Raw genomic sequence first — 18,028 nt, forward strand, 5'->3', positions numbered from 1 at the left:
TGACCCAGGCGGCAGTCGCAATCAGTGGCTTTTCCCTGAGCCCAGGAGCGGTGCTCGCGGGTTATCCTCTTCGCCAGTGCGGAACTGACTGAGCATCTGCTGGACGTCGGAGGCCAGCTGCGAGAGTCCAAGGGATGCCTGGGAGATTTCGTTTGCCGAGCGGGCGGTTTGTTCAGAGGCAGCGGAAACGGACTGAATATCGCCACTCATCTGGTCAGATACGGCAGACATCTGTTCCATGGCCGCCACATTCTGTTCTATGCGCTGCAGGAGGCTTTCCATGCTCAGCAACACCTGTTTGAATGAAGATTCAGTGCGCACCGCCAGGGTACTGCCAGTGCTCGCCTTTTCGCTGACGCTCTGCATGGCACCGGACATCTGGGAAACCCCGCTTTGAATGCTCTGCACTATGGCGGTAATTTCTCCCGTGGATTGGCCACTGCGTTCTGCCAATTTACGCACTTCGTCTGCCACCACCGCAAAACCGCGTCCCACATCACCAGCTCTCGCCGCTTCGATGGCGGCATTCAGAGCCAGCAGGTTCGTCTGCTCAGAAATATCATTGATGGCGGCGATAATCTGCTCAACCCGAGATGCCTTTTCTTCCAGGGCGCGGGAATACTGTTCCGCCTGACGCACATGCTCAAGGATGGTGTTCATTTCCCTGGTCGATTGACTGATCAGATCACCACCACCGCGGGAGGCATCCACGGTGGTCTGCGCGTCCTGTTCAATAGCGCTGGTATTCTCCATGAGGCTGCGTACGGTTTGTGACATCTGTAGCGATGCGGAAGCTATCTGTGAAATATTACCGGCATGATGGGCAATGCCATCGCTCATATGAGAGGAGGAACTGGAAAGCTCCTCACTGGATGAAGCCACATCTGAGGCGGCTTGACGTATCCCCTGAACCATCTGACGCAGATGATCGACCATGGCGTTGAGGGAGCGCGTCAGATCGCCGATTTCATCACTTCTCTGTAACTCCAGGTGTTCACTGAGATCTCCTTCGGCTACTCTGTGTACAAATTTTGCTGCTGTGTTCAGCGGTCGCACAATCATCACCGTGCTCACCAAAGCCAATGTCAATGCTGTCACTACAGCGAGAATGGCTCCAATAATCAGCATCCGGCCAGAGCGTGCCACCTCCAGTGCCATATAAATATCAGTCGCTGTCAGGGCAGCATTGACGGAGGAATTCACTGCCTCCAGACTGGTACGGAACTGGCTCGCAGTTTCGCGTAATTCGTAAACCGCCTCAGTCCACATGTCCAGCGTATGGCGATACTGCCGCATACGCTCTACTGCCTGGTCAAGCTGCTCTTGCAGTTCAACTCCGGTTCCATGAACCTGTGCCCAGGACTGGATGCTGTCCGCGACATGGAAAATCTCCAGCAGCTGTTCCCACGCTTCATTGATATACTCTTCATCGAGGGTGTTTTCATAGGATTCCACATTGAGATTCACCAGGGCTATACGCTCAGCGAGGCTGGTCTCAAGGCGCACCATGGCCAGTGCTTCGGCAAAGGCACTGGTGCTCATCTCCCGGTTTCGGCTCCGCAGAAGATCAGCCAGGGCATCGCCGGTATATCGCACATTGTCACGCAGCTGCGCTGCCAGCACATCCATTTGCCCTGTGGCATCCTGTTTCTGGCCCACCAGCTCGCGATAGTGACGGAATTGCTCGGATACCTGACGAAGGGTTTGTTGAGAATCCGCAAGATGCTGCCGAATCTCTCCATCAACACCGGTAAGAAGTGTCTGAACCTGCTGAGCAGAAGTGCTCAGACCCGTAAGTGCAGATGCGAAGTCCTGCGGTTCCTCGCTGGCGATATATCGTTGAATCTCTTCCATGGCGCGGGAGGTTTCCGTGGCGATCTGATTCATGGCAAGCCCTGTTGCTGAACTGCTGTGGACGCGCCCCATTGCGTTATAGCCAATAATAACGGTCCCAAGCGTAATGAGAATGACGGCGCCAAAAGCGCTTCCCAGTTTTAATCCGATTTTCATAAATCACCTGCCCAGTTCTCTGCAAATCCCATGTCAATGAATGCATATGTTGAAATCACCGGAAGCATACCACTTGTGAAAGAAAATTCAAGTGATTGTGTAACGCTTGTAAACTTTCCTGAGAAGGCATTTCCCAACCAGTATCGAAACATTTTGCGCCATGTTAGTACTGCCACACATAATCAGGAATTTCTCCTGTTGACACAATTGCTCGCAGAAGATAAGAAGGCTTCTCGTTAAACACATTCAATCTGGAGATGACATGAAAAAATTTATCTGTACCGTATGTGGTTATGTTGCTGAAGGCGAACAGGCTCCCGAAATCTGCCCAACCTGCAAGGCACCCGCCAGCAAGTTCAATGAGCAGGTGGCCGGAGAACGCAACTGGGCGGATGAGCACCGCATTGGTGTCGCCAGGGATATCGATCCGACCATCATTGAAGATCTGCGCATGAACTTCACCGGTGAGTGCACCGAGGTGGGCATGTACCTGGCCATGAGCCGCCAGGCTGACCGCGAAGGCTATCCGGAAATTGCCGAAGCCTATAAACGCATCGCCTGGGAAGAAGCTGAGCACGCCGCAAAATTCGCTGAGTTACTGGGAGAGGTTGTGGTTGCCGACACCAAAACCAATCTCCAGATGCGCGTTGACGCGGAATTTGGCGCCTGCTCCGGCAAGAAGGATCTTGCCACCCGCGCCAAGCAGCAGAATCTTGATGCTATCCACGATACCGTACATGAAATGTGTAAAGATGAAGCCCGCCATGGTGCGGCTTTTGCGGGATTGCTCAAGCGTCATTTCGGAGTATGATTCGTCTGCGGCCCCTCCCGCGAGGGGCCTTTCCGGTTGCATGGACGGTGCCGCTGAAGTGTGTTAGGCTGTATGCATTCTGTACGAGGATGCTCATGTGAACACGCTTCCCACTCCTCAGATCCTGGAGCCCTTTGGTCTTTTCCCACTCAGCGCACTGCTGCGTATGCTGGTGCGGAAGTCACACCATACCCCTTCCCCGACATCGGGCACCCTTCTTCACCAGCAGAATTCCCTTACACTGACTGATACCTCTATTTTCAAGGAACTGCTCAGCCCACAGACACGATCAGAATACTTTCTGCATGGCTACAGCGGCCTCTACGCCCTTTCCTTCTCCCTGCGCCATACCATCACCCAGGGTGCCGCCCTGCTCCATATGTACGGCACCAATGGCAGCACGTGCAGAGAGCACCAGGAGCTCTCTGCGCTTTTCGATCTGGATGTCCCGCAACAGCTGCGCGAACTCCAGGGGCTCTTCAGGGAACTCACCAGAGGAGATCTTTTGCCGGTGCTGGGCTTTTCCGCCCTCGGCTGCCACCTGAGCTGGCAAAAGAACGGCATGTGTCGCGCCTATGACCCTTACCACAACACCTGTTGTTCATCGACAACAGCGGCGGATTCGCCCTTTTGCCACGTTCACCAGCCCTGTGCCTGGTGGAATATGCCACAGGATATGGCCGACGCGCAGACCATCATGTTCGCCTTCTATGGCTGGAAGGAGCATCTGTTCGCCTACACCGAAGAGCAGCTGCGCGAAGAGGTGGGGAAATTCTGGCACAGAATCGGCATGCAACAGCGTATCGCGCCACACCTGGATGACGGGGCACTGGAGGTTCTGCAGATTGAAAGCCGTGAAACCCTGTCTGCCCTGGGTCCCAAGGGCCTGCGCCGACACTTCCTCCGGCTGGCCAGGCGCACCCATCCCGATAATGGTGGCGATCATGAAAGCTTTCTTCGCCTGCAGCAGGCCTATGGCTCCGCGCTGGCTTTTTTGCACGCACCATCACCCTGATCATGTATACTGTAGGTTATCCAAAGGAAACCGCCTCAATACCCTCTGTGCAGCAGTAAAGGAAAAACATGAGCCACAGCACCTGGACCCCTACCAGCTGGAAACATTTCCCTGCCCATCAACAACCCCCTTATCCCGACATGCAGGCTCTCAGCCATATAACGAACGCGCTTTCCGTCCTGCCGCCCCTGGTCTATCCGGCGGAAGTTGAACGCCTGAAAAGCAGTATCGCTGCCGCTGCCAGGGGTGGAGGTTTTATACTGCAAGGTGGTGACTGTGCGGAGCGCTTCACAGACTGCAACGAGCAGAATATCACCAATAAGATGAAAATCCTGCTGCAGATGAGCCTGATTCTCACCTATGGCGCCCGCAAACCAGTGGTTCGCCTTGGACGTATTGCCGGGCAGTATGCCAAACCCCGCTCGCAAGCGCAGGAAACCATTGAAGGCATCAGCTATCCCAGCTACCGTGGCGATTCGGTCAATGACCTTGCCCCGGACCAGGCCAGGCGGGTTCCTGACCCGGAAAGACTCACCACAGCCTATACCTGCTCAGCTCTGACCCTGAACTATATTCGCGCCATGATCAGTGGCGGTTTTGCCGATCTTCGCCACGCTTTTGAATGGAACCTGCATTCCATTGAAAAGGCCGAGAAATGGAAGGACTATCGCGATATGGTGGAAACCATACTGGATGCCATTCATTTCATGGAGTCCTGCGGTGTCAACTCTCACCTGCTGGACACCATCGACTTCTTCACATCCCACGAAGGGCTGCTGCTGGAGTACGAGTCGGCCCTGACCCGCAAGGATCCCGCGTCTGGTCGTTTCTACAACCTCGGAGCCCACATGCTGTGGATCGGCGAGCGAACCCGTCAGCTCGACGGTGCCCACGTGGAGTACTTCCGTGGCCTGGCGAACCCCGTCGGAGTCAAAATAGGGTCGAATGCCGATCCCGAAGAAGTGACAGACCTGATTCACCGCCTGAATCCCACCAATGAGGCGGGTCGCGTCACCATCATTACCCGCATGGGCATGGATCGCGTCGAAAAAGCCCTGCCGCCTCTGGTCTGCGCAGTAAAGCGCAGTGGAATGCCTGTCGCCTGGAGCTGTGATCCCATGCACGGCAATACCCGTGTGGTGGGGGAGAACATCAAAACCCGTGCCTTCGCGCACATAGAAGCGGAACTGGAGTCATGCTTCCGTATCCATCGTCACCATGGCACCATCCTGGCGGGAGTTCATTTCGAACTGACCGGCGAAGATGTCACCGAATGCACAGGTGGTGCCGCCAACCTGCAGGATACTGACCTGGGCAAGAACTATGTCAGCTCCTGTGATCCCCGCCTGAACTACTCCCAAAGCCTTGAAATGGCCTTTCTCATCTCACGACTCATCCGTCAGTACAGCCTGCAGGAGCGCTGATGAACGCCTATATCGCCTCACCCCTCGGCTTCAGTGAGGCCGGGCGCCACTACTATCACGGGATTCTGATTCCTGCATTGCGGGAGAGTTCCCTGAACATCGTCGACCCCTGGCAGCTGACACCGCAGCATCTTATCCAGAGTGCAGCCAGTCTGCCCACAGGTCCCGAGCGAATTGAACGTTGGCGCGAGGTCAATGCCTTGATCGCCCGCAATAATGCTGAGGCCATCCGCCAGTGTGATATCCTGATCGCCATACTTGACGGCACCGATGTCGACAGTGGAACAGCTGCGGAAGTCGGCTACGCCTTCGCCCTGGACAAAAAGATCTTCGGCTACCGTGGTGATTTTCGCCTCAGCGCGGACAACGAAGGCAGCATCGTCAATCTGCAGGTGGAGTACTTCATTCTCGCCAGCGGTGGCACCATCCACCGCTCTTTGGCGGAACTCACACAAGCGCTCAGAACGCTGTAATCAACAGAGGCAGACAACTCCATGTCCAGAATCCGGCCTGCCCTTGTGTTCCTGCTGATTTTCACCATATTACGGCCCGATGCAGGAGCTGCGATTACGCCAGACCCCTGGGTTTCCTGGCAGACCCTCCGTACCGCCCATTTCACCATCCACCACGCGCCAGAGACCGAAACATTCGCCCGGCAGACAGCTGCACTGGCCGAAGAGATTCACCTGCGTCTTACCCCGTTTTTCAACTGGCAACCCACTCGACCCACGGAAGTTGTCATCACCGATTCCACCGATTTTCCCAATGGTTTTGCGTCGGTATTTCCCTCCAATCGCATTGTCATTTACATGGCGCCGCCTGACGCCATCGATGGGCTGGAGAATTCTGGAAACTGGCTGGAGACCCTGCTTCTGCATGAATACACCCATATACTCCATATGGATAAGGTGCGCGGCCTGCCCCAGGGTCTCAGACAGGTATTCGGCAGAAATTTCCTGCTCTTTCCAGCCTATCTGCAACCGCTATGGGTGTTGGAAGGACTGGCCATTCACCACGAGTCCGATCACATGCTTCGTACGGGGCGGGTTTTCAGCAGCTACTCCCACATGCAGATGCGTCTGGAAACCATGGCCGGCATCAAGGATCTTCACCAGGTTAACCAGCCCATGGTCCAGTGGCCCGGGGCCGCCACACCATACCTCTACGGCACCCACTTCTTCCGGTTTCTTCACGAGACCCGGGGTGAGGATTCCATCAGAGCCTATGTGGAAGATTACAGTGGGCAGATTTTGGATATCACCCGACTGCAGGGAGCGGCGCGTCGTGCCTATGGCCAGAGTATGAGCCACTTGTGGCAGGAGTTCGACCTGTGGCTGCAAGAACAGTATACGGAGCAACTGGCGTCCCTGGAGGCCCGTGGCCTTCGCGAGGGGAATCGCATCAGCCATTTCGGTTACTTCACCGGCGGAACCGCCTCCCTCCAGGATGAGGTTTACTTTGTTCGGCACGATGGACACCAGCGCCAACAGCTTATGGCCTATGATGTCAAACGCGCACAGTTGCGTTCGGTGGCACCGGTGCGCAGCAGCCGTTTCAGTCTCCATCCAAAATTCGGCATTCTGATCACACAGCCTGCAATCTGTAATAACCGCAACTGGTATATGGATATTTATCATATTGATCCCGACAGTGGACATTCAACGCGCCTGACCAAGTGCCAGCGCTACCGGTATGCCACCCTGACTCCCGATGCAGAACATATCATTGCCGTGCAGCACCAGGCTGGCCAGAGCAGCCTGCACCTCCTGAACCGCGATGGGGTACTGCTTCGGGAGCTGTGGCAGGGAGAACCTGGCGAAGTTCCCGCCCACATGGTACACCATCCCCACGAAGACTGGCTGCTCATCTCCATGTGGCGCCAGCAGCAGGGCTGGAATCTGGAGCGGTTTGATCTGCGAACCGCCCAGTGGACTCCCCTTATCCGCAGGGCAGGCATTCAGGCTCATCCGCACTTTGATCACGACGGCTCCCATATCCTATTTTCCAGCGATAGTGATGGTATTTACAACATCCACCAGTATTCCCTCGAAAGCGGAGAAACCACTGTATTGACTAACGTTCGCGGTGGTGCTTTTCATCCGGCGCGTACCGACGCAGGCCTCTTCTATATCGGCTTCCATTCCGGTGGCGCCGATCTCTACCACATCGCCGATCCCTCGCCACAACGACATCATTCGGAAGCAACTCCTGAACGACCTCTGCCAAGGAGTCAACCCGATCCTCATCAAGGCAGCGTGTCTGCCTATAGTCCCTGGCAGGGGCTGCAGCCGCGCTGGTGGTTCCCCGTGGCACTTTTCGATGATGATCACTCCGAACTTGGCTTCATCACTTCTGGTGAAGACGCCCTTGGCCGTCACCGCTACGCACTGCAGGGGTCCTATGACTTTGAGCAGGAGTGGCTGCTTGGCCGGGCGGAATATGAGTATCGGCGCTTCTGGCCGCATTTCTCCCTGGGCATTGACCGTTCGGCAAGCCTGCGCCGCAATAATGATGGTGATGTGATCGCTGCCCGTAAAAGCCAGCATGTGCAGGCAGAAACAATGTTTCCTTTCCTGCGCACAGATTGGCGCAGCAGTGTCCACCTTGGAGTCAGTCGCAAGGATTTCCACGAACGCTCCCGCCATGCGCTTTACCCCTCATCGCCAGATCGCGTCGATGAAAGTATTGGCCTGGCCCTGCACTCCAGCAATGCGCAACAGCATTTCCGTCAGATACTTCCATCACAGGGGCGCACACTGCTGGTGGTCGCTGAGGACAGTTCCGCATTCTCCGGTGACTTTCGCGGCAGAACCTACACTGCCAGCTGGAAAGAGTATCTCGCCCTGACGCCATCGCATCGACAGACCCTGCATATCAAAGGATATGTGGGCTGGGGTGATGATGACTCGGTCCCGTTTCAGCTCGGTGGCAGTACCGGCAGCAGTGGCAGTCTGCTGGGTTCTTCGGTATTCCTTCGACGGGGATACCCTTTACGGGGATACCCCGAGGGACTGCAGCACCTGCATGGCCGTCGTATGGTCCTGGGCAGCCTGGAGTGGAACTTCCCCCTCGCGACCATTGAGCGGGGCTTTATTACGCCACCGCTTGGCGCTGGCCAGGTATGGGGAACTCTTTTCGCGGAGCAGGGTGCTGCCTGGAATACCGGCAGCTCGCCACAACAGTACTCCCGCAGTATTGGCGCGGAAATTCATGGTGACCTGTTCGTTTATTATCACCTGGGAATACGTGCCACCCTTGGTGTCGCCAGGGGGCTGGATGAGGGGGGAGAAGATCGCGTCTATCTCAGAGCGGGGCTTGGATTCTGAAAGATGAAGGTTCCTGGCGAAATGCGTTGCCTTGGCCTGTGTCTTTACGGGCTTTACGTAAGGAGCTCTGACGCTCTCGCTCTCATGTGCAGAAAGAAGAAAAGCGGTGGGATTCCCACCGCTTTTCTTTCGTATTCTTTCTTTACGAGAATCGTAACCATTCACAGCTACCCTGCGTTTGTTTCAGCAGGAGCGCCAGTATTCCGAGAGCGAGCCCGGATGGCGAGCGGCAGAGACCTTGGTCCTCGGACGAAAGTGAGCGTCTCTGGGAGGAATGCTGGCGCGAGTACCAACACACCGTAAAGAGTTCCCGAGAATCAGGCTTTCCAGAGACCGTGCAGGTTGCAGTACTCCCTCACGATAATATTGTCATCGGTAATGGGGAAGGTGGCCTCGGGTTTCTGACCGGGTTTCAGGAACTGAACGTAGAAGGTGTCGCCCGCGATAACCTCTATCCACTCTATGTAATGCTTGTCTTCCATAGGGTGCTCAACACTGCCCACGCTGACCTTGATGCCGCCGTCAACCTTTTCCACCACAGGTACATGTTTTTCCTTGGCGGCATCAACGGTATTTTCCACCATCAGGACCATGGGCTGCCCACAGCAGGCAAGCGGGCCGTTCGATGCGTGAAAAACCTGGGTGATATTGCCGCACACTTCACACTTGTACACTTCAAATCGCTTTGCCATATAAGCCTCCATGAGGGTTTGTGGTTACTGAAGTCTCTTCACTGGGCAGAATTATCGGAGCTGTTTGTGCAAAATGCAAGGACTTCTTGGTAAGCCCTGAAGGGGCTTCTGCTTATGAAGCCCTCACCTCAGATATGCTCAGGGCGCATATGGGGGAAGAGTATGACATCACGTATCGTCTGTGCATTCGTCATCAGCATCACCAGTCTGTCGATACCCATGCCTTCGCCGGCCGTGGGCGGCAACCCGTATTCCAGGGCGCGGATATAGTCCAGATCCATGTCGGTGGCTTCTTCATCGCCAGACTGCTTCGCTTCGACCTGCTTCAGGAATCGCTCATACTGATCCACCGGGTCATTGAGCTCTGTGAACCCGTTACACAGCTCCCAGCCAGCCACAAAGAGTTCAAATCGCTCGGTGATATCGGGATTGTCCTGATGCGATTTCGCCAGCGGACTGATCTCCTTGGGGAAGTCCACGATAAACGTCGGCTGAATCAGTTTACTCTCCACAAGTTCTTCGAACAGGGCAAAGAGAATGCGCTCATGGGACATATGCTCCCCGTCGACACCCAATTCCTTGAGCAGCCGCTGGAGGCTCTGTACATCCTCAAGTTCTGCCTCCGTGAGGTGGGAATACTGCAACAGGGCCTGGCGAATGGTCAGCCGGGGAAAGGGCGCCTGCAGGCGAATCTGGTGTTCACCGTATGTGATGGTGTCGCTGCCAAGCAACTGCCGGGCCATGGTACAGAGCATGTCTTCGGTCAGATCCATGAGGTCGTGGTAAGTGGCGTAGGCCTGATACCACTCGATCATGGTGAACTCTGGATTATGTTTCGGCGATATGCCTTCATTGCGGAAGTTTCGATTAATTTCAAATACCCGATCAAAACCCCCTACCACCAGGCGCTTCAGATAAAGTTCCGGCGCGATGCGCAGATAGAGATCCATATCCAGGGTATTGTGATGGGTCACAAAGGGTTTGGCAGCAGCTCCGCCCAGGAGAGGATGCATCATGGGTGTTTCCACTTCCAGATAGTCACGGGCGGTGAAGTAGTCGCGGATAAACTTCACGATGCGCCCGCGCATGAGAAAACGCTCCCGTGACTCCTCGTTCACCATAAGATCCACATAGCGCTGCCGGTAACAGGTTTCCCGATCCTTCAGCCCGTGCCATTTCTCCGGCAGTGGTCGCACGGCCTTGACGAGCAGACGACATGTGGTGGCATGCAGCGACAGTTCATCGGTCTTCGTGCGAAAGGGAAAGCCACAGACTTCGATGATATCGCCCACTTCAATTTTCTTGAACTGTCCAAAGGCGTCACTGCCGATATCATCTCGGGCCACATAGGCCTGTACCGAACCGGTACGGTCGCGCAGTTTCACAAAAGCGGCCTTACCGAAACTCCGCAAAGCCATTATCCTGCCGGCAATGGTATAGCGAGGCAGACTCTCCCTGGTATCTTCGAGCTGCTGTCTGTCCTGTTCACCATGGGCATGGTGGATGGTGACAATATCCGTATTACGCTCACTGCGACCACTGTAGGGGTTAACACCCATCTCCTGCAGCTGGCTCAGCTTCAGTTTGCGCTGTTCTATCTGTTCATTGGAATCCTGTTCCATCATGTGTCCGGTACTCCTTCTCTGGCTGTTTCATAGGGGCATACTATCGCAAAAATGAGGGAAAATCACCCTTTGAAATCAGGGGGCGACCACCTGCTCCTTCACCGTCTGACGACGCAAGGCAACAGGGAGCAATGACTGCAGACCCATGGCACTGCGGGTGGCACCATGGGGTAAGCCGCTTTCACTGACAAAACGCAGATCTTCTATGGTGTAACAGGCCCGAGGGTTAAACGTCTTGATGATTTCAAGTACCCGGGGCAGTTCACGTCTGCGTATGGTCGTGAAGATGACCTTGACATCGCCGAGCTCTCCTTCAGCGTCCACATGGGTGACATGATAGCGGGACTCCTTCAGGTAGTGCACCAGTTCTGTGGCATCGCGCCGGGTGATGACACGCACCAGGCTGTACCCCAGGCTGATACGCTCCTCAATGATAATGCCAAGGTAGTTTCCCACAGTAAAGCCAATGGCGTAGGCCACATAGTTGGCGATATTTCCCATGTTCGACATGACCTGAGTGATGGCGGCCAGCCAGATAATGACCTCGATAAACCCCACCAGTGGAGCCAGGTATTTCATTCCCCGGGAGACGAACATGATACGGATGGTCCCTACGGCTACCTCCACAACTTTCGCAATCATGATAAGCAGTGGCAGAAGCAGTGTCGAAAACCAGGAAAAGGTGAAGGAGAGTTCGTCCATGGAGGTGCCCCCGGCAGGGAAAATCCCAAGGGTTTAGTACCACCACCCAAGGGTTTGAGATTGGACGATATATGGCTTTTCGCTCTGAAAAATCAAGCAAAATCGGAGGGGGCGGGGAAATCCTTATGAATCAATGCCAAGAGGGTTTCTACCAGCTGATCCTCGGGAAACCAGCCCACCACCTCACCATGGTGCATGACCAGCCCCCGGCCCTTGCCCCCGGCAATGCCATAATCGGCTTCACGGGCTTCACCGGGGCCATTGACCGGACAGCCCATCACCGCGACGGTAATGGGGTGGGGGATATGCTGCAGCGCTTCTTCCACACGGTTTGCCAGGCTGACCAGATCAACCTCGACCCGACCGCAGGTCGGGCAGGAGACAAAGTTGACCCCCTCTCTGCGCAGACCCAGGGATTGCAGGATCTTCCGGGCCACACGGATTTCGCGGACGGGGTCAGCAGTCAGTGAGACGCGGATGGTATCGCCGATACCTTCAGACAGCAGGCCACCGATGCCAATGGCGCTTTTGACAGTACCGCCGAATTCCGTGCCGGCTTCGGTGACTCCCAGGTGGAGGGGATAGGGAACCTTTGACGCTATCAGCCGATATGCCTGCATGGTGGTGTAGACATCACTGGCTTTGAGGGAAATCTTCATATTGCGGTAGTTGAGCTTTTCCAGCAGCGCGATATGGCGCAGACCACTCTCCACCATGGCTTCTGGGCCAGGGTGCCCGTGGCGCTGCAGGATATCCTTCTCAAGGCTCCCCGCATTGACGCCAATGCGAATCGGCACATTGCGGCTGCGCGCCTTTTCCACAACACTGGCAATGCGCTCCGCAGAACCGATATTTCCAGGGTTGATGCGTAACCCGTGCACTCCAGCATCAAGCGCGCGCAGGGCAAAGGTATGGTTAAAGTGGATATCGGCAACTACGGGGAGAGGCGAAAGGGGAACCAGCTCCGCCAGACTGTGAGAGGACGCCTCGTCGGGAACGGCGACGCGTACGATATCGCAGCCGGCAGTGGCCAGCTCGCTGATCTGTGCCACTGTTGCACGGATATCCGTGGTCCTGGTTGTGGTCATACTTTGAATGGAAACGGGGGCAGAGCCCCCGACCTCAACCTTGCCGATCCACAGTGATGGTGTCTGACGTCTCTGAATCGACATCATCAGTGCCGGAAGTGACGCATGCCAGTCAAAACCATGGCGATGCCATGCTCATTGCAGGCAGCAATAACTTCTTCGTCCCTGACCGAGCCACCTGGTTGAATGATGGCCTTCACGCCAACAGCGGCTGCGGCGTCAATGCTGTCACGGAAGGGAAAAAAGGCGTCAGATGCCATCACCGTATCTTCGATCGGCATCTGCGCGCGCTGCACTCCCAGGCGGCTTGAGTCGACCCGGCTCATCTGGCCAGCGCCCACGCCGACCAGTTGACCATCATTGGCGTAGACAATGGCGTTGGACTTGACGTGTTTACACACTTTCCAGGCAAAGATGAGAGCGCGGTACTGCTCGGCCGTCGGCTTGATTTCAGTGGCGACCCGACAGGTTTCAATATTGTCGATCATGCCGAGGTCGCGATCCTGCACCAGGAATCCGCCGGTAACCTTGCGCACGAATTTCTCACGATCACGTTTCGCGTCAAGGGTGCCAGTCTCCAGCAGACGGATGTTTTTCTTGCGAGTGAGTATTTCCAGAGCCTGCGGGGTAAAGGAAGGGGCGATAATAATCTCCACAAAGAGCTGAGCCATTTCGCCGGCAGCTGCCTCGTCTATGGGGCGATTGGCGGCGATCACACCGCCAAAGGCGCTGACGGGGTCAGTTGCGAGGGCTTTCGTATAGGCTTGCGCGATAGTCTCAGCGGAAGCGACACCGCTGGGGTTGGTGTGTTTGATAATGACGACAGTGGGCAGTTGGAACTCTTTAACCAGTTCCAGAGCCGCGTCAGCGTCAATGATGTTATTGTAGCTGAGTTCCTTGCCATGCAGCTGCCTGGCGGTCGCCACACTGGCCTCACTACGGAAGGGGTCGCCATAAAAAGCGGCCTGCTGGTGTGGATTTTCGCCATAACGCAGGTCCTGCAGTTTCGCCCCACTCATTACCCAGGTGTCTGGAAAGTCCACAGACTGCTCTTCATTGAAATATCCGCTGATGATGGCGTCATAGCTGGCAGTGTGCAGGTAGACCTTACGGGCAAGATTCCTGCGCGTATCAAAGCTTACCACTCCGGTGGATTCAACTTCAGCCTGCAGGGCAGTATAGTCGCTTGGGTCCACCACGACTACCACATCCTGATGATTCTTGGCGGCACTGCGCAGCATGGTCGGCCCACCGATGTCGATGTTTTCAACGGCTTCCTCGTAGGTGCAGCCCTTTCTGACTGTCTGTTCAAAGGGATACAGATTGACCACCACCAGGTCGATGGGGTCGATGCCGTAGTCCTTCATCTGCTGACGATGCTCAGCGTTATCGCGCATGCCCAGAATGCCGCCATGTACCTTCGGATGAAGGGTTTTCACACGACCATCAAGCATTTCACGGGTTCCGGTATAATCGCCAACTTCCACCACGGGAATTTCGCTCTGCTGCAGCAGTCTGGCAGTGCCGCCTGTGGAAAGTATCTGTACTCCTCGACTATGGAGAAACCGGGCCAGCTCAACAATGCCGGTTTTGTCGGAGACACTGATGAGGGCACGGGAAATCTGAACATTTTTCTGCATTGCGTTTCTACTCCTGAATTTTTCTATGGGGAGACCTTGCGGCCCTGATATGCCTATGGTATGTTGCACGCGACCTGTAGGGAAGATCCCCTGCGGCGCAAGACTCTGAACCTCGTCAGGTCCGGGAGGAAGCAGCGATAAGGGGTAATTTGCGGGTGCCAGGGGTCAATCTTCCCTCAGGTCACTGCTGTTTTGAGCCACCAGGGCCCAGAAATTCGTTAAGACGACTGTCAAATGTCCCGTAGTCATCCTGAAAACGGAACTCACCATCGGGGCTCTCCTGTGACTCCACCACCGTGGAAAGTTCCTGCAGTTTTTTTTCTATTTCCGCGCTCAGACGTGAAGCCAACTCCAGGTAGTCTGCGCTCATATTGAGCTTTCTGCCAACCTTGATGTCACCATCCCTAAGCTGCTCACGCAGATTCTGGGACTCATCACGGAGAAAAACTACTGTCTGCAGCAGTCCATGGATCTGTTTCTGGAGTTCTGCACGGGTCATGTCTTGGACACCAGTATGGCCATCAGCAGCAGGATCCCCACCACATAGCCCACCAGGACGATATTGCGGAACTTTTCCCGACGCTTGACTTCCTTTTCCTTCTCTTCCAGGTACTCCACCAGCTCCTTGTTCACCGCCGTCAGCTCATTATCAAGTTTCGTGATATTGGCACGATAGTCTTCAATGTCCTCCAAGGGTTCCTCGTAGAGCGTTCCCGTGACCAGCAGGATGACGTTTTCCAGTACCCGTTCCGCCATATCACGACTGAGTTGCGCCACATCGGGCACCTTGTACTTCATGAGGTCGAAGTAGAGGCCTTCAAGTTTTGTGGTCAGGGACTTCAGGCGCTCGGAATCATTCTTGTCCACGGATTCCGGGTCGATTTTCAGGGCGGTGGCCAGAATAACTTCGATTTCCGACTTGATGCGCAGCCAGACATTGAGCCATTCCTTCACTGTAACCGGTGCGAGATCAATAGTGTATTCGGTTTCAAGTTTAAGTATCAGGGTGCGTCCATAGGGCACATTTGGGCGCTTGCGGCGCTTCTTGATGCTTTCCTGCTCTTTTTTGCGCCTTTCATCTTCTTCGGCGATCTCATTGGCGAGTCGAACGATTTCATCGGCTCCTATCAGTTCGACTTCCGAGTTATCGGCGTGAAACTGCAGTTCTTCCGAGAAGTTACAGTTACTGACAATAAGAACCTTGTTGGTGGCTTCGCGGATCGTCCAATGGGATGTCCCGTTCAGGAACTCCATATCGAGAACGTCATCTTCCCCGGTATTGCGCTTGTACCGTATGACAAACTTCCCCATATAGGGTTTTTTGCGTCCCTGGGCGATGTAGATCCGCTCGTTGTTGCCAAAATCAAGGCTTTCATTGATGGAAAAGCCGATATGTCGCAGCAGACGACTGATCAGGAACTCAAATTCGCCTTCGCTCATCATTATCAGGCTGTCAGAGGTTACGCGCTTAACCATGAGTGCTCCATGTTACCGATACCATTGTCGATCCTTGGCCAATCTGCCTTTGCCTCGATTTTGCGCTTGCCCGGGATCAAGGGGAAGGTAATTGGCCGGGCCGAGGCCCTCTTGCTCCACCAGTTGCTGAAAGGTTGACAGGTTATTGTTGGGAGCCTGGATCGAGTAAAGAGGGTATACATTGATAAAGGTGCTTTCACCACCATAATGATGAAAGTATGACATGGGAGGAAGGTGTGAGAGAGTGCGAAAGGGTACGCCCTCCACCGGATAAACTTCCAGAAGAAAATATTTCGTGGTTCGATAGGCACTGGCTTCGTGAAAGCTGCCGCCGCCAACCAGAAGCACGGCCAGGACAGCACAGAGCTTCAGCATGCCACGGCGCTTCAGCGATGTCATGATGCGGCACCCTCCGCTGCCATCTCAATCATGGAGGCCACATCGACGATGAGATTCACCCTTCCATCACCCATGATGGTAGCACCGGTTATGCCAGGGGTCCCCTTGAGATAGTCGCCAAGGGTCTTAATGACGATTTCCTCCTGCCCCAGCAGTGTATCGACAATCAAACCAATACGCCGCTCCGCGAGCCCGAGGATGACAATATAGACGTCGTTTTTTTCTTCTGTAGGCACATCGAAAATGCCGGACAGCTTTACCAGGGGGACCACTTCATCACGTAATCGCAGCACTTGTTTACGTTCGATGGTTTTAATTTCTCCTCTGGTGACTTTGACCGTTTCAACCACCGACACCAGGGGAATCGCATAGCTTTCGTCGGATACACCCACCAGAAGCACTTGAATGATGGCCAGGGTAAGGGGGATTTTGATCGTAAAGGTGGAGCCTTTGCCAAGGTCTGTATCGATGACAATCAGACCATTGAGTTTTTCAATATTGGTACGCACCACATCCATACCAACACCGCGTCCACTGACATCTGTAACCTTGGCGGCGGTAGAGAAACCCGGCGCAAAGATCAGGTTCAGCGCCTCGGTCTTGCCCATGCGACTGGCTTCGGCTTCGGTGATGACGCCTTTTTCAACAGCCTTGGCCTTGATGACATCGGCATCTATACCCTTGCCATCATCCTTGATTTCGATGACGATATGGTTCCCTTCATGGAAAGCTGAAAGGTGTACTTTCCCCGTTGCGGGTTTGCCAACCGCCTTGCGCTCTTCCGGTGTTTCCACCCCATGGTCGCAGGAGTTGCGGATCAGGTGAACCAGAGGGTCTCCGATCTCTTCAACCACAGACTTGTCAAGTTCGGTATCTTCGCCAGTGATGATGAGTTCGATGTCTTTTTTCAATTCGCGGGAGAGATCGCGCACCATCCGCGGAAACCGATTGAACACTTTACCAACAGGCAGCATGCGTGTCTTCATGACCGCCATCTGAAGCTCGGTGGTGATCAGGCTCAACTGGGCACTGGTCTCACTGAGGGCTTCCACATGCTCGTTATCACGATCAGACTCCATCTGGCTGGTAAGCTGAAGTATGCGGTTACGTCCAAGAACCAGCTCTCCAACCAGATTCATAAGCGCGTCCAGGCGGTCTACATCGACACGGATCGTCTGTTCACCTTTTTTTCGATCATCGGCAGCTGCCTGCTTGGGAGCGTTCTTGGCAGCGGGAGCCGGGGGTGAAGTTTTTTTGGTGGGTTCAGACGCTGGGGCAATGGGGTGGGGATCAGCGACCGGAGCAGTTGCGGCAACTGCCGCGGCAGGGCGGGGCGACACAGCGGGCGGAACTGCAGCCGTTTCTTCGGCTGGCAGAGGCTGGGGCGCTGGCGGCGTCTCATGGTCCAGAACGACTTCGCCTTCTTTGCCTTCGGTAATCAGGTGCAATCGCTCGACAACCCCGCTGATATCCTGCTGGGAGTCGCCACGGCCAGAGCGAATATCCTCAGTGATGCTCTTCACCAGATCAAAGGCTTCCAGCAGAATATCCATGGTATGGGGATTCATGACAAGATCGCCCTTGCGCAGTTTATTCAAAACATCTTCAGCATGGTGAGTCAGCTCCGCCATGGTGGTAAAACCCAGAAATCCGCTGGTGCCCTTTACCGTATGGGCGCAGCGGAAAATGGCGTTCAGGAGGTCGTAATTATCCGGACTGTTTTCAAGCTCGATAAGATCCTGGTCAAGCTTTTCCAGCAGTTCGTCTGTCTCGACCAGAAAGTCCTCGATAATTTCTGTATCTTCGTGTCCCATTGCTCC

Annotated in this window: 15 protein-coding genes and 1 other RNA gene; 6 read left to right on the top strand and 10 right to left on the bottom strand. The window is 55.0% G+C overall.

Translation table 11 applies throughout. From position 1 onward, the window contains the following. Positions 1–21: 21 nt before the first annotated feature. Positions 22–2,010 carry a methyl-accepting chemotaxis protein gene (locus SELIN_RS06955; protein ID WP_013505957.1) on the bottom strand — a complete coding sequence of 663 codons (1,989 nt, stop codon included), beginning with the start codon at positions 2,008–2,010 and terminating at the stop codon, positions 22–24. Positions 2,011–2,272: 262 nt separating this feature from the next. Between SELIN_RS06955 and SELIN_RS06960 the strand changes: the two genes are divergently transcribed. The 5 genes from SELIN_RS06960 (at position 2,273) to SELIN_RS06980 (ending at position 8,586) form a co-directional block, all read left to right on the top strand. After that, complete coding sequence (locus SELIN_RS06960; protein WP_013505958.1) at positions 2,273–2,821, top strand: NADH peroxidase; 549 nt, start codon at positions 2,273–2,275, stop codon at positions 2,819–2,821. Positions 2,822–2,918: 97 nt separating this feature from the next. Beyond that, the gene (locus SELIN_RS06965) at positions 2,919–3,836 is read left to right on the top strand and encodes a J domain-containing protein (protein WP_013505959.1); all 918 of its coding nucleotides are present in this window, start codon (positions 2,919–2,921) and stop codon (positions 3,834–3,836) included. Between the two features lie 68 nt (positions 3,837–3,904). Further along, complete coding sequence (locus SELIN_RS06970) at positions 3,905–5,260, top strand: class II 3-deoxy-7-phosphoheptulonate synthase (protein ID WP_013505960.1); 1,356 nt, start codon at positions 3,905–3,907, stop codon at positions 5,258–5,260. Beyond that, positions 5,260–5,733 carry a nucleoside 2-deoxyribosyltransferase gene (locus tag SELIN_RS06975; RefSeq protein ID WP_013505961.1) on the top strand — a complete coding sequence of 158 codons (474 nt, stop codon included), beginning with the start codon at positions 5,260–5,262 and terminating at the stop codon, positions 5,731–5,733. The genes SELIN_RS06970 and SELIN_RS06975 overlap by 1 nt, the downstream gene beginning before the upstream one ends. A 21-nt stretch (positions 5,734–5,754) precedes the next feature. Beyond that, on the top strand, positions 5,755–8,586 hold the full coding sequence (locus tag SELIN_RS06980) for a BamA/TamA family outer membrane protein (RefSeq protein ID WP_013505962.1): 2,832 nt from the start codon (positions 5,755–5,757) through the stop codon (positions 8,584–8,586). Between the two features lie 317 nt (positions 8,587–8,903). On the opposite strand, the gene SELIN_RS06985 is transcribed toward SELIN_RS06980, so the two are convergent. From SELIN_RS06985 to purH, 5 genes are all read right to left on the bottom strand, one after another. Then, complete coding sequence (locus tag SELIN_RS06985; RefSeq protein ID WP_013505963.1) at positions 8,904–9,278, bottom strand: desulfoferrodoxin; 375 nt, start codon at positions 9,276–9,278, stop codon at positions 8,904–8,906. Positions 9,279–9,406: 128 nt separating this feature from the next. After that, positions 9,407–10,903 (bottom strand): lysine--tRNA ligase, encoded by a 1,497-nt coding sequence (lysS, locus tag SELIN_RS06990; protein WP_013505964.1) that lies wholly within the window; start codon positions 10,901–10,903, stop codon positions 9,407–9,409. A gap of 75 nt (positions 10,904–10,978) precedes the next feature. Continuing rightward, positions 10,979–11,605, bottom strand: coding sequence for a DUF2179 domain-containing protein (locus tag SELIN_RS06995; RefSeq protein ID WP_013505965.1), 627 nt, complete (start codon positions 11,603–11,605; stop codon positions 10,979–10,981). A 92-nt stretch (positions 11,606–11,697) separates the two neighbouring features. Then, positions 11,698–12,780, bottom strand: coding sequence for a flavodoxin-dependent (E)-4-hydroxy-3-methylbut-2-enyl-diphosphate synthase (gene ispG, locus SELIN_RS07000; protein ID WP_013505966.1), 1,083 nt, complete (start codon positions 12,778–12,780; stop codon positions 11,698–11,700). Then, a complete protein-coding gene (purH, locus tag SELIN_RS07005) occupies positions 12,780–14,333 on the bottom strand; it encodes a bifunctional phosphoribosylaminoimidazolecarboxamide formyltransferase/IMP cyclohydrolase (RefSeq protein ID WP_013505967.1) in 1,554 nt (517 codons plus the stop codon). Before purH ends, ispG begins: the two co-directional genes overlap by 1 nt. Positions 14,334–14,412: 79 nt before the next feature. Here purH and ffs point away from each other — a divergent pair. Further along, positions 14,413–14,512, top strand: an RNA gene (gene ffs, locus SELIN_RS13555) — signal recognition particle sRNA small type. Positions 14,513–14,514: 2 nt separating this feature from the next. On the opposite strand, the gene SELIN_RS07010 is transcribed toward ffs, so the two are convergent. From SELIN_RS07010 to SELIN_RS07025, 4 genes are read right to left on the bottom strand one after another with little or no spacing between them, the layout of a single operon-like run. After that, positions 14,515–14,832 (bottom strand): hypothetical protein, encoded by a 318-nt coding sequence (locus SELIN_RS07010; RefSeq protein ID WP_013505968.1) that lies wholly within the window; start codon positions 14,830–14,832, stop codon positions 14,515–14,517. Further along, positions 14,829–15,809 (bottom strand): restriction endonuclease, encoded by a 981-nt coding sequence (locus SELIN_RS07015; RefSeq protein WP_013505969.1) that lies wholly within the window; start codon positions 15,807–15,809, stop codon positions 14,829–14,831. The genes SELIN_RS07010 and SELIN_RS07015 overlap by 4 nt, the downstream gene beginning before the upstream one ends. A gap of 12 nt (positions 15,810–15,821) precedes the next feature. Continuing rightward, complete coding sequence (locus SELIN_RS07020) at positions 15,822–16,208, bottom strand: hypothetical protein (RefSeq protein ID WP_013505970.1); 387 nt, start codon at positions 16,206–16,208, stop codon at positions 15,822–15,824. Further along, positions 16,205–18,022: a chemotaxis protein CheA gene (locus SELIN_RS07025; RefSeq protein WP_013505971.1), complete on the bottom strand. Its 1,818-nt coding sequence runs from the start codon at positions 18,020–18,022 to the stop codon at positions 16,205–16,207. The genes SELIN_RS07020 and SELIN_RS07025 overlap by 4 nt, the downstream gene beginning before the upstream one ends. Positions 18,023–18,028: the final 6 nt, after the last annotated feature.

This window comes from Desulfurispirillum indicum S5, assembly GCF_000177635.2.
Lineage (GTDB): Bacteria > Chrysiogenota > Chrysiogenetes > Chrysiogenales > Chrysiogenaceae > Desulfurispirillum > Desulfurispirillum indicum.